Here is an 11,704-nt window from a genome sequence, read left to right as displayed (position 1 = left end):
AGCCGGCCACCAAGCGTCACGCTACGATCAACCCTTCGAGCCTGCCCGGGCTCGGTGACAGACAACAGGACCTGCACCAGACCCGGAGCGCATCAGGTACTGGGCAGCCACGGCGTAGGCGACACCCACACCGATGTCATGACTGACCAGCTGCACGTTGCGCGTCAGACCCAGACGGTTGAGCAGCAGGTGAATGTACTCTGCCATGACGTTCGTCGTCATAGAGCGCGGCGTACCGGTCGAGTCGCCCAGTCCCGGCTGGTCGATCGCGATGACGGTACGGCCTGGGAGCAGTTGCGGCATGATGCCGCGGTAGGCGTACCAGCTCTCCGGCCATCCGTGCAGCAGCACCATCGGGTTCGGTCCGTGACCGCCGATGACGTAGTGCATCTGAACGCCGTTGATCGTGGTGAAACAATGCCGGAATGTCTCGTTGAACGCGGCGTCCTTCCGGGTGGCGGCGTCGTAGTCACGGCTGAGCGGACGCTCCGGGGCCACACAGGCCGGGGCGCTGGAAACAGTGGCCGACGTCGACACTGGCGCCGGAATGTTCGCGGAGACGCTGGTCGTGCCGCCGATCAGGGTGGCGGCAGTCAGTACGGCGGCGCGAACGATGACGCCGAGGCGTCGGAGCCGTGAAGATTTCCGGGGCATTGCGGGCTCATCCATAAGCCGAGTCCTCTCTGTTCATGTCGATCGCGACGTGTCGGCGTCGACGAGGATGTCGAGGCCGAGCGGGTGCCGCGAAGCGTTGTGACCGCGGATCTGGTGGGGCGGGTGATGATTGGAAGCGCCCGTCCCGTCGGCGGCCGCGACACGCGAGCATGCGCGGACCGTCGCAACACGTTTCTGACACTCGTCGAAGGAGGGGCGGGTCTTCGAATCGGGATCGCGCCGGCCGGCGGCTACGTCCGGCTCATCAGAGGACGCGCTGTGCGCGTTGCAGGTTTTTGACCAGCTCTGCTCGGCTCTGTCCGTCGACGTGGTGACGCCACATCGGCGTGCCGGGGGCGCTACGCCACGACTCGCTCAGCGGGCTGTTGTCGACCGCGTCGAACCCGAGATCGTTGTAGAACCGGGTCGCCACCTCGACGGCCTCCGGGTAGTCGCTCGAGACGACCAGCGCCTTGCGGTCGGCTGCGCCGGCCGGCCTGGCCAGCCGGAAAACGGCAGGTAGCAGGTCACCGGGAACGCGGATCTCGGAGCGCTCGTGGAACTGGATGTGGGTGAACGCCTTCGCCACCTTCGAGGTGGGCAGCTGCTCCTGACGCAACTCGTGAATCGTCTTGAGGCCGGAGTCGACGTCGGGATAGTTCCCGTCGCGCCAGCTCATGTAGTTGTTGGTGTCGAGCACGACCTTCCCGGCGAGTTCCTCGACCGGCAGCCGGTCTGCGGGTCTGTACGGGAATGCCGTGACCGCGATATCGGCTGCCGCCGCGGCCTGCGCCGCGTAGGCGGCGCGCGCCCGCGGGCCCAGCTGGGCGACCAGCTCCTGCAGTGTTTCGGGGGCTCGCGAGTTGGCTATGACGACGTCGTAGCCTGCCGCGATCGAGGCACGGGCCAGCGTGCTTCCCGCCTGGCCGGCACCGAGAATGCCAACAGTAGTCATGAAAACTCCCCACTTTGAGACCGATCCGGCGCGGCTTGCTGCCTCGGCCGTCCGGGCCGGGGCGACGTATGAGCGTCAGTGCTGCCGCCGCAGGGACACCAGCACGGCGGCGCCGACGACGGCTGCGACACCACCGACCGCCAGCGGTGTCCCGGCCGACACTCCGTCGACCAGAAGGCCGCCACCGACCGCACCGAGCGCTATCCCGATGTTGCACACCATCACGATGAGCCCGCCTATCTGCTCCAACCGGACCGGCTCGGTCCTGGCGCCCCAGCTCAAGACCGTGGTCGGCACACCGCCGAATCCGAATCCCCACACCGCGGCGGCGACGAACAGGCCGACGAACGAGCCTCCGGTCAGGTACATCATGAGCATCCCGGCGCCCAGCACGGCCGGGAACAACAACATGCCCGCCCGCGGGGCCCGGTCGGCGACAGGGCCGCTGAGCACCGTGCCCAACAGGCCGGCGACACCGAAGACGACCAGCAGCATGGCGAAGCCGGCGCTGTCGATGCCGGACAGGCCCTGCGCGGCGATCCGGACGTACGTGAATCCGGTGAAGTGGCCGCCGAAGGCCAGCAGGAGGGCGAACAGACCGGCCAGGACGACACCGGAGCGCAGGACCGCTGCGAACGCACCCAGCGCGCTGGCCGCTTCGGCCGCGACGCTCGGCAGCGTCGCCGCCTGCGCGATCACGGCGAGTACGGCAACGCCCGCAGCCAGGAGGAAGACACCACGCCAGCCCCACACGCCGCCGAGCCAGGCGCCGAGCGGCACGGCGGCGACGGTGGCTGCCGCGACGCCGGAGTTGATGATGGTCAGGGCTCGGCCGACGTGGTCCGCGGGCACCAGTTTCGCGGCCATCGCGGTGGCCATGGCCCAGAACCCACCGATGGCCATGCCCAGCAGCAGCCGGGCGCCCAGCAGCACGTAGACGTTCGGGGCCAGGGCCACGATCAGGTTGGAGACGGCAGCCAGCAGGGTGAGGCCGATCATGACGCGGCGCCGGTCCGCCCGCGGCAGGACCACCGAGATGAGCAGCGCCGACAGGACCGCGGCGAAGGCAGTGCTGCTGACGGTCTGTCCCGCGGTGCCCTCCGACACCCGCAGGTCGCCGGCGATGACCGGCAGCAGGCTCGCCGGCAGGAACTCCGACATGACGATCGCGAAGATCCCCAGACTCAGTGAGACGACGCCGGTCCAGGACGGGCCCATCCTCTCCTCGCCGCTCCCGGGGGGCGCCTCGCACGGCCGGGCCTCGGTGCTCGGGCTCACCACGGCAGGTGTCCGGCTTCGTCCTGGAAGGTGCCGGACGGCCCGGACTCATCGAGGACGGCCAGGCCCACGACGACTCGGGCGCTCTGCTCGACCGGTCGTCCGATGCCGAAAGCGGCGGTCATATCGGTGGCGGTGGTGCCCGGTTCGACGGCGTTGAACTTGATGCCCGGCTGCGACTTGGCGTAGTGCACCGTCAGCATGGTGGCCGCGGTCTTCGATGCCGAGTACAGCGCGAGCGGGAGGTTGAACTCCGGCCGCTCAGGGTTGTTCACCGCCCAGAACGACCCAGCGCTGCTGGAGATGGTGACGACGTTGGCGTTCGAGGACCTGCGCAGCAGCGGCAGGGCCGCCTCCGTGACCCGGACGATGCTGACGGCGTTCGTATCGAAGGAACGCAGGGCCGCCGGGCCGTCGAGCGCGGTCTCGAGGACGCCCGCGTTGTGGATCAGGACGTCGAGCCGGCCCTCTGCCGCGTCGATCGTGGCCAGGGCGCTGCGCACTGAGGCGTCATCGGTCACGTCGAGCTGGACGAACCGCGCCCCGAGCTCGGCGGCGGCTTTCACGCCGCGTTCGGTGTCACGCGCGCCGACGTAGACCGTGTGTCCCAGTTCCAGCAGCTGCCGGGCGGTCTCGTAACCGATGCCTTTGCTGGCACCGGTTATCAGTGTGACAGTCATGTCTCTCCCTAAGCCGTGCGACCGCCGAACTTGCTTCTGTACCGTTCGGTTGGAGTCACGCTATCAAGGTTTTGTACCGATCGGTCGGTGAGCTGGATCATATTTTGTACCGAGCGGTAGAATGGAGTCCATGAGCACGAACTCGCCGACCACGGGACGACCACGGGCCTTCGACACGGAAGCGGTCCTCGACCGCGCCGCCGAGGTCTTCTGGCAGCGCGGCTACGAGGGTGCGTCGCTGAGCGCGCTCACCACCGCGATGGGCATCAACCGCCCCAGCCTCTACGCCGCGTTCGGCAGCAAGCAGGAGTTGTTCAGACGCACGTTCACCCGTTACCACGACGCACAGGTGGCCACCGCCCGCGCCGCGCTCGACCAGCCGACCGCGTACGCGTCCGTCGAGGCATTCCTGCGCAGCAGCGCCGACGGCCTCACCGCCACCAACCACCCACCCGGCTGCCTCTCCATCCAGGGTGGCCTGGCCTGTGCGCCGGAAAACGCCCCCATCTCCCAGGCACTGGCCACCGGCCGCGCCGCCACCGAGACCGCGCTGCGGGAACGTCTGTCCCGCGCGGCGGCCGACGGCGACCTCCCGGACGGCGTCGACCCGCACGCACTCGCCCGCTTCGTCATGGCGCTCAGCGAAGGCCACGCCGTCCACGCCGCCGCCGGCGCCAGCCGCGCCGACCTCCACGCCTCCATCGACGTCGCCATGCGCGCCCTGCACATCCCCCCGCCGCAGGCGAGCCCACCGCCCACCACAACACCGACGTCGCACCCCTGAACACTCACCACAACCGGGCACCCGAGGGGGTGTGTGGCCGGTCCGGGGCCGGGGACACCTCGGCCCGGCCGCCGTTGTCCTCGATGCGGTTCAGCCCGCCCCTGGACGACGACAACGCCGAGCCGGCCGGAGTCCTGGCCGTGACGGCGGTCACCGCGGAACAGCCGACCGACCCAGCCCGACACCGAAGCAGGCTCGCAGCGGATTGGACGACCAGGTCATTGCTGAGGGGGCTGACCCGTAGACCGGTGGCTGTAAGGCGGGATGCATCTGCACGCGCTGCCGGTGGACCTCAGATGAAGCTCCTTCGCCTGGCTCCAGAGGGACTCAACAGCGCGGCAGCTGCGAACAGCAGCCACGCGGCGTGCCGGGCACCAAGTACTGATGACCATCTCGGCGTATTCGTCGTTGTCGGTGTCGATACTCATCGGCTTCGTGCGACTCGCCACGGCGCCCAAGGGCTACCGTGCGGTCGCCGGCACGGAGGTCTGTGATGACGCGGACGCGGCGCGCCGGCTGATCCCCGACGACAGCAGCCGCACTCGCGAAACCGATCACCCCTCGCCTAGTAAGTTCATGTGATGAGCAGACGTTTCCAGGAACTCGATTGGCGTCCGACCCCGCTGGGTGAGCTGGTCCTGCGCCGCCGCCGGGATGTCACGGTGGATCGGGACGTACTGGAGATCAAGCTTGGTGACGAGTTCCTGATGTCGGACCTGTTCACCGTCGCCGAGGTGGAACTGGCACGCCGCGGACTGGCGGAACTGACCGGGACTGACCTCGATGTGGTGGTCGGTGGCCTCGGTCTCGGTTACACGGCGCAAACCGTGCTGGCTGACCCGCGGGTGCACTCGATGGTCGTGGTGGATGCGCTCGAGGCGGTGATCGAGTGGCATCGCGACGGGCTCATCCCGACCGAACCCGAGTTGACCTCGGATCGCCGGTGCACGTTCGTCCACGGCAACTTTTTCGAGCTGTTGCGCTCACCGGACGGACTCGATCCGGTCGCGCCGGGACGGCGGTTCGACGCCATCCTCGTGGACATCGACCACTCCCCGCGGCATCTCTTGCACCCGAGCCACGGGTCGTTCTACGCACCGGAGGGACTGCGCCGCCTCGCCGGGTGGCTGCACTCCGGCGGCGTGTTCGGGCTCTGGTCCAACGACCCGCCCGACGAGGAGTTCCTCACGGCACTGTCATCGGCTTTCGCTCGGGCACGAGCCGACATCATCACCTTCGCAAATCCCCTGCAGGGCAACGAAGCGACCGCCACCGTCTATCTGGCGTCAACTGCTGCCGACACGCCGCGCTCCTCCTGATTCTGACGTTACTGGTCAAACCGGCGACGCCAACACGGCCACCACGTCCGAGAGTTCGTAGGTCATCAGCTGATGACGGCCTGCCACGCCGCGCGGAAGGAGATGTTCTTGGCCAGGATGAACAGGTCCCGGGCCTCAGTGGGTCGCCTGAGCGTGCAGGCTGTGGAGAGTGCTATGTCTCGACGCCGACGCAAGGGTGGCTGCCGCGCTCTGCATCACGGCGTCCTGCAGTATGTGACACGCGGCAGCCAACGAGCGGGCCTATGATGCCCAGCGCGAGTGGAGCGCGGCGGCCAAGACCCAGCCGATCACCCAGGCGCAGCTGCGCTACCTGAGCAAGCTGATCACGAAGGCTCGTAAGGACAGGTTCAACGCCGAGTTCGCCGCGGCGATCAAGGACCCGCTCGGCCAGACGTCCGATGCTGCCCTCGGGAGCGACCGTCCGGATGGTCGGGATACCGCGGCCGCCGTGGAGGTGGCGGGGGCGTCCAACTCGAGGGCACCAAGGTGCCGTTGCCGGTTCGGTAGCGTCGCTCCGAGCGCGGTGCTGGGCGAGTGGTCTGGTGAGAAGGTAGGGCTCGGCGGCGCTACTCGTCCTGTGCTGAGATCGTGTCGATACATCACTGCAAGACAACGGAACTTTCAGGGCTTTCACCTTGTTGGGTCGGCGGGCGGAGGACTGCCGTTCGCAGTGACTCGAGCAGCCACTCCTCGGCCTTGTCGAGTGACCAGTGGTTGTCGTCGGTCAAGGTGAAGTAGGCCCCATTGCTGAGGTAGAACCACAGCGTGTCGGTGGCCGACTCGACGTCGACCCCGTCGCGCAGTGCGTTCAGGTCGGCCAGGCGCTGCGCGGTGAGGTGGAGGCCGGTGCGCAGGCTGGCGTGTGCGGAGCGCAGTGCCTGGGCCGCGGCCGGTTCGTGGGGAGCGGTGTCGATGACGACGCGCATCAGGTCTCGGGCGTTTTCGAAGCGGACGCGCGTGGCGTGGATCATGAATCGGAGCAGTGCGGTGGCGTCATCGTGGCCGGTGATGCGGGCGTAGGTCTCTTCGACGTCCGGCGCGGTCGTGCGGGCTTCGATGATCGAATTGAGGAGCCCCTGCTTCCCGCCGGCCACGGCGTACACAGAGGCGGGCGCGACCCGGGCTGCGGTGGCGATGTCGTCGACCGTGGTGGCGAAGTATCCCTTGGTGACGAACAGTTCTCGGGCGGCGTCGTGAATCGCTTGCCGGGTCGCCGCGGCGTATTCCGCTCGACGGCCGCCGATGGTCCTCGAAGGCTTGCTGGGCACGGTGGTAGCGTAGCGGCATACTCGCTGGAGTATGACTCCAGTGACTAGGTCTCTACTTCATCAACGATCTGAGGAGCAACCGTGGAGTACGTCTTCGTGCCCGGCGCATGGCACGGCGGCTGGTCTTGGCACCCCGTGGCGCAGCGAGTCGCGAGAGCGGGGGACCGGGCCGTCGCGCTGACCATGCCCGGGTTGTCGGCCGGTGACGATCCGCGCGAACTGCGGCTGGCGGACGCCGTGGCGTACCTGGTCGACCAGGTCGAGCGGCGGGACTTGACCGACGTCGTGCTGGTCGGCCACAGCTGGGGCGGCATCCCGATCGCCGGCGCCGCTCGACAGCTGGGCCGGCGGCTGCGGGCCATCGCCATGGTCAGCGCGTTCGTGCCGCGCGGTGGCGAGTCGATGGCCGAGGCCATGGGACCCGCGGTCGGTGAGTACGTCCGCGCGACGATCGAGGCGGCGCCGGACCACGCGATCGGCGTCGACTTCGCCGCGTTCCGCGAGTCGCTCATGCAGGACGAACCGGAGAACCTCCAGCGCTTGGTCCACGAGCTGCTGGTGCCGCAGCCCGGCGGCTACATGCTGGACTCCCTCGACGTGGTTGATCTCGCCGGCCTCGACGTGCCGATGACGTATCTGCTCGCCGAACGGGATCGCGCCCTTGCCGCACCGGGCGCGGAACTGGCTGCCCGCCTCGGCGTTGAGCCGGTGCTCGTGCCGGGGACGCACGAAGCGATCATCACGCACGCTGACGACGTGGCGAAGGCACTGCAGGCATCCCTGGAGAGTTGCGGGTCGGTACGCCGGCGGCGGTGAGCCGGTCTCGGTAGATCCGGTACACCTTGCGATCGGCGGGAGTCTGCTCGACGAGGTCGTCAACGGCGCGCAGCAGAGCCTGGTGGGTTCGCGGGGTGGCGGTGATGTGGAGGCTGTAGCCCTGGCCGCGGCGGACGGCCCGGCCCTGGGTGACCGCGTGCCGCTCCGCCTCGCTCAGGTCGCGGAGAGCGGGTAGCCGGTGGGCGATCTTGCCGGGGACCTCGATACGGACGAGAACCTGTTCGGTGAGCTCGGTCGTGTCGCTGGTGCTGCCGGCCGGGGTGGGTCGGCCTGGGAGGAGGTCGGCGACGGCGGTGCGGATCGCGACCCGGCTGACCTGGTGGGTACGGGCAAGCGCGGCGACGCTGGTTCCGGCGCGGAACCCGGCGCGGACCTCGTCGAAGACACCGAGCTGCTTGACCTGCGGGCGGCGACCGGAGCGCGCGCCGGCGGCGCCCGCGGCGGCTACGCCGTCGCGGGTGAGCTCGTTCTGCAGGTCGCGTTGGAACTGTCCGACCGAGACGAGCACGTTGACCAGCATCGTGGTGGTCGCGTCGGTCGCCGCGAGGTCGACGATGCTCGACAACGGTCCCGACAGCACCCGCAGCGCCACCTCGTGGCGGCGACACCAGTCGCGGACGGCGAGGATGTCGGTGAGGTCGCGGCAGAGTCGGTAGAGCTCGGAGGCGGTGATCTGGTCACCGGGGCGGGTGTAGCGGGCGAGCTCGCGGAACCCGGGCCGTTCCAGGGCAGGGATCTTCGACGAGGTGGCCGGGTCGGAGAACATCGGCACACCGGCTGCTCCGCCGCCACCGCCGGTGCCGTCGGTGAGTCCGGCGGTGGCGAGCAGGTGGGTCTGGCGCTGGGTGCTCTGCTCGTCGGTGGACACCCGTGTGGAGACCGGATCCGCCATGTTAGCGCTCTCCCCATCGCCGCCGGCGCGCCGGCAGTGGCACAGTTCGCCCGGACAGAGGGCCGCTGTCGCCAAACCCTGTCGTCAAATCGGATCGGATCCCATTGGATCGTGGCGCCGGTTTCCGCAGGATCTGACCGCTTGGTCCATCGGCTCCGTCAAGTGTCGTCATAGGACCCATTTGACGACACCGCCGGATAGATGCAGACGCACCATCACGGGTCTGCCCGAAGATTGGCCGGCGGCTGGCAGGCTCGCCACCGTGGAACCCGACGCGCGCGCCACCTAGGCCACCCTCGCCCGCCAGCGGCTCGCCGCCCTCACCGCGCTCCAGACCGGGGCTCGACCACTACCTCGGCCGCCGCTCGGGCCCGTACCTCGTCGGTGGCGAGGTTGAAGGCGCTCAGCTCGTCGTCGGGGCCCCAGTGACCCCAGTTGTCGGGCAGCGTGGGGTCCGTCCTGGTCGTCCTGGTCGTGCACGGTTCGGGCCTCTCGTCGTCCGGGCTCCGCGTCGGGCCACGCCAACCGGCCGCGGGCCGGGCGCGCGTCCTTCCTGTGGAGGAGATGCGGCCGCGATCAGGCCCCTCCGCAGGGAGGACGCCCCCGGCTCAGCGCAGGAACCGTTCCGAGACCGCCAGCATGGTGACGGCGTGACCGGCCCGGGCGAGGAGCTCGTCGAAGGCGGCCGGATCGGCGTCCACGCCGTCCTGGAACGCCGTCAGGGTAGGCCACCACAGCTGGCGGGCGCCGAGGAACGGTGCGCTGTCGCTGTGCACCTCCGCGCTCGGCCGGTTCACCGCGTGGCGCAGCGCGCCGATCCGCAGGCCGAGCTCGGCGTCGTCCGCGCCGGCCCAGCCGGGATTGCCGTCGAGGTGCACGAACTGCAGGAGATGGATGCTGGTCGGCCGCTCCAGCACGTCCCACTGCCGATCGGCCGCGGAGCCGGCGCCGATGGCGGGCCGCGAGACGATCACCTCCTCCTCGGTGATGAAGAAGACGACCCTCGGCAGGTCCTGGAACAACGGCTCGTCGGGGCGGATGTTGTCGACGAACAAGGGCTCGTCGACCAGTGCGGCGGCGTCCTTCGCGGAGTCGAACGAGGGCATGGCCACGCCGTCGAACTCGTCCTGGCCGGGGCCGAGGCGGTCGGTGTCGAACTGGTGCGCCTGGACGTAGGTGAGCATGCCCGGGATCTGGCGGCCCAGGGTGCCGTGCGGGTGGCGCCAGTGGTCGTGGAAGCGCTGGCGGTCGATGTCGGGGAGGCGGGGGATGAGGGAGAAGAAGCGGATCACGGAGAGCTCCTGACTTGGTTGATTCGGTTGACTTGGTCACGGGTGGTGATCACGGCGCGATGATCGCGAGCGGGCGAAATCTGCTGTCGTTCTGCTGCGAGCTGGTGGCCGAGGTGTCGGGCTATGCGGTGAGCAGCACCTGGGCCGCGCACGTGGAGCCCGCCGACCCCGACCGCACCGTCGGTGCCGTCGCCGCGTTCCCCGAGCTGCGCATATGCTTGTCGACCACCGGGAGACCCCACTCCACGCCGAACGTGAACGCCTACCGGGCGGCGTTGGCACCGGCGGCGCTCAGATCGAACTGGGCCGGCGGCCCAGCCAGACGAGCCTTCGCCTCGACAGCGGACTCATCGAGGATCTCGATCTCCCCGGCGGCGATCCCGTCCAGAGCTCGACGGACGAGATCCGCCGGATCGTTGAGCCGCCGCTCGGGCAACACGATCCCGGACCCGCGCGCGTAGTCGCGCAGCGTCTCGGTGTCGATGAGCCCCGGAACCAGCGCGCAAACCAGCGTGTTCTGCCCGGCCAGCTCGACACGAACCCCGTTGGTCAGCCCCCACTGCGCGGACTTCGCCGCCGCGTAGGAGGTATTGCCATCGACGGTCATCCACGCCACCGTCGACAACACGTTGAGAATCGCGCCACCGCCGTTGCGCGCCAGGACCGGGGCGAACGCACGGATCATGGCCAGCGTGCCGTAGTAGCTGGAATCCATCACCGCTCGGATCGAGTCGAGATCTCCACCGATGAAGTTCCCGCCACCGGTGAACGCAGCATTGTTGATCAGCAGGTCGACATCGGAGGCAGCCTCCGCCGCCGCGGCGACCGATTCCTGGTCGGTGATGTCCACCCGCAGCACCTCGGCACCGGGCACGTCGACGAGTTCGGGGCGGCGGGCGGACGCGTACACCTTCGCGCCCCGCTTGAGCAGCTCCACCGCGAAATGGTGGCCCAGGCCCCTGTTCGTCCCAGTGACCAGGGCTGTCGCGCCGTTCAGGTTCATCAGGTGTCCTCCCGCTTGGGGATGACCGGCCGAACCCCCTTAACTTGATCGACCGGTCACGTTAGTTCGCCGAGCTTAAGACGAAGATGACCGGGCGATCAAGTTGCTAGGCTGTGATCTGTGACCTCCTCGGCTCGCCCACTCCGCGCTGACGCAGCCCGCAATCGTGAACTCCTCCTCGCTGCGGCCGAGGAGGAGTTCGCCGCGCGCGGCATCGACGCCTCGATCGCAGATATCGCAGACCGGGCGGGTGTGGCGAAGGCGACGGTGTTCAGCCACTTCGCCTCGAAGGAGGAGCTGATCGCCGCGATCGTCGGCGGCCACTTCGCGGCGCTCACCGCTGTGGCCCGACGGTTGCTCGCGACAGCCGACCCGGAGGCCGCACTGTCGGAGTTCCTGACTGTCGCCGCCGACGGGATCAAGCAGCAGGACCTCACCTTCCTGCGAGCCGACGACGACTCCCGAGTGACCGAACTGCGCAATGACCTGCACGTGGCCGTCAGCGCACTCGTCGACCGGGCCCGTGCGGCGGGGGCCATCCGAGCCGACATCACCGGCACCGACGTCTTCCTGCTGATCTGCGCACCCGTGCACATTGCCGGCTGCCACCCCAACGCGCACCCGGACCTGTGGCGTCGCTACCAGGCCATCATCTTCGACGGATTGCGTCCCTCCGGAGCCAACCCACTGCCACAACCCCCACCAAGCTGGCCGTGATCGA

14 protein-coding genes are annotated in these 11,704 nt (G+C 69.0%); 5 read left to right on the top strand and 9 right to left on the bottom strand.

Annotated elements, in window-relative coordinates; all coding sequences use genetic code 11:
* Nucleotides 1–27: 27 nt before the first annotated feature.
* From AB0F15_RS23775 to AB0F15_RS23760, 4 genes are all read right to left on the bottom strand, one after another.
* A complete protein-coding gene (locus AB0F15_RS23775) occupies nt 28–669 on the bottom strand; it encodes an alpha/beta hydrolase (protein WP_360274071.1) in 642 nt (213 codons plus the stop codon).
* Between the two features lie 250 nt (nt 670–919).
* Nucleotides 920–1,609, bottom strand: coding sequence for an NAD(P)-binding domain-containing protein (locus tag AB0F15_RS23770; protein ID WP_360274068.1), 690 nt, complete (start codon nt 1,607–1,609; stop codon nt 920–922).
* A 75-nt stretch (nt 1,610–1,684) separates the two neighbouring features.
* Complete coding sequence (locus AB0F15_RS23765; RefSeq protein WP_360274064.1) at nt 1,685–2,827, bottom strand: MFS transporter; 1,143 nt, start codon at nt 2,825–2,827, stop codon at nt 1,685–1,687.
* Nucleotides 2,828–2,883: 56 nt separating this feature from the next.
* Nucleotides 2,884–3,567 (bottom strand): SDR family NAD(P)-dependent oxidoreductase, encoded by a 684-nt coding sequence (locus tag AB0F15_RS23760; RefSeq protein WP_360274062.1) that lies wholly within the window; start codon nt 3,565–3,567, stop codon nt 2,884–2,886.
* A 130-nt stretch (nt 3,568–3,697) separates the two neighbouring features.
* Between AB0F15_RS23760 and AB0F15_RS23755 the strand changes: the two genes are divergently transcribed.
* On the top strand, nt 3,698–4,351 hold the full coding sequence (locus tag AB0F15_RS23755) for a TetR/AcrR family transcriptional regulator (protein ID WP_360274059.1): 654 nt from the start codon (nt 3,698–3,700) through the stop codon (nt 4,349–4,351).
* A gap of 4 nt (nt 4,352–4,355) precedes the next feature.
* Here AB0F15_RS23755 and AB0F15_RS23750 read toward each other — a convergent pair whose 3' ends face one another.
* The gene (locus AB0F15_RS23750) at nt 4,356–4,505 is read right to left on the bottom strand and encodes a hypothetical protein (RefSeq protein ID WP_360274056.1); all 150 of its coding nucleotides are present in this window, start codon (nt 4,503–4,505) and stop codon (nt 4,356–4,358) included.
* A gap of 230 nt (nt 4,506–4,735) precedes the next feature.
* Here AB0F15_RS23750 and AB0F15_RS23745 point away from each other — a divergent pair, with 230 nt between their 5' ends.
* On the top strand, nt 4,736–4,933 hold the full coding sequence (locus AB0F15_RS23745; protein WP_360274053.1) for a hypothetical protein: 198 nt from the start codon (nt 4,736–4,738) through the stop codon (nt 4,931–4,933).
* On the top strand, nt 4,933–5,670 hold the full coding sequence (locus AB0F15_RS23740) for a spermidine synthase (RefSeq protein ID WP_360274051.1): 738 nt from the start codon (nt 4,933–4,935) through the stop codon (nt 5,668–5,670). The genes AB0F15_RS23745 and AB0F15_RS23740 overlap by 1 nt, the downstream gene beginning before the upstream one ends.
* Before the next feature lie 620 nt (nt 5,671–6,290).
* On the opposite strand, the gene AB0F15_RS23735 is transcribed toward AB0F15_RS23740, so the two are convergent.
* A complete protein-coding gene (locus AB0F15_RS23735; RefSeq protein WP_360274048.1) occupies nt 6,291–6,959 on the bottom strand; it encodes a TetR/AcrR family transcriptional regulator in 669 nt (222 codons plus the stop codon).
* A gap of 81 nt (nt 6,960–7,040) precedes the next feature.
* Between AB0F15_RS23735 and AB0F15_RS23730 the strand changes: the two genes are divergently transcribed.
* A complete protein-coding gene (locus AB0F15_RS23730) occupies nt 7,041–7,775 on the top strand; it encodes an alpha/beta hydrolase (RefSeq protein ID WP_360274046.1) in 735 nt (244 codons plus the stop codon).
* Here the strand turns inward: AB0F15_RS23730 and AB0F15_RS23725 are convergent.
* The 3 genes from AB0F15_RS23725 to AB0F15_RS23715 form a co-directional block, all read right to left on the bottom strand.
* A complete protein-coding gene (locus tag AB0F15_RS23725) occupies nt 7,699–8,688 on the bottom strand; it encodes a recombinase family protein (protein ID WP_360274043.1) in 990 nt (329 codons plus the stop codon). The genes AB0F15_RS23730 and AB0F15_RS23725 overlap by 77 nt on opposite strands.
* Nucleotides 8,689–9,296: 608 nt before the next feature.
* Nucleotides 9,297–9,980: an EthD domain-containing protein gene (locus AB0F15_RS23720; protein ID WP_360274040.1), complete on the bottom strand. Its 684-nt coding sequence runs from the start codon at nt 9,978–9,980 to the stop codon at nt 9,297–9,299.
* A 262-nt stretch (nt 9,981–10,242) separates the two neighbouring features.
* A complete protein-coding gene (locus AB0F15_RS23715; protein ID WP_360274037.1) occupies nt 10,243–10,983 on the bottom strand; it encodes an SDR family NAD(P)-dependent oxidoreductase in 741 nt (246 codons plus the stop codon).
* Between the two features lie 120 nt (nt 10,984–11,103).
* On the opposite strand from AB0F15_RS23715, the gene AB0F15_RS23710 reads away from it, so the two are divergent.
* Complete coding sequence (locus AB0F15_RS23710) at nt 11,104–11,700, top strand: helix-turn-helix domain-containing protein (protein WP_360274034.1); 597 nt, start codon at nt 11,104–11,106, stop codon at nt 11,698–11,700.
* The last annotated feature ends 4 nt before the right edge of the window (nt 11,701–11,704 follow it).

The sequence above is a fragment of the Amycolatopsis sp. NPDC026612 genome (assembly GCF_040638285.1).
Classification (GTDB): domain Bacteria; phylum Actinomycetota; class Actinomycetes; order Mycobacteriales; family Pseudonocardiaceae; genus Amycolatopsis.
Note: the sequence above shows the minus strand (reverse complement) of the source record. Positions and strands in the feature narration are given on the sequence as shown.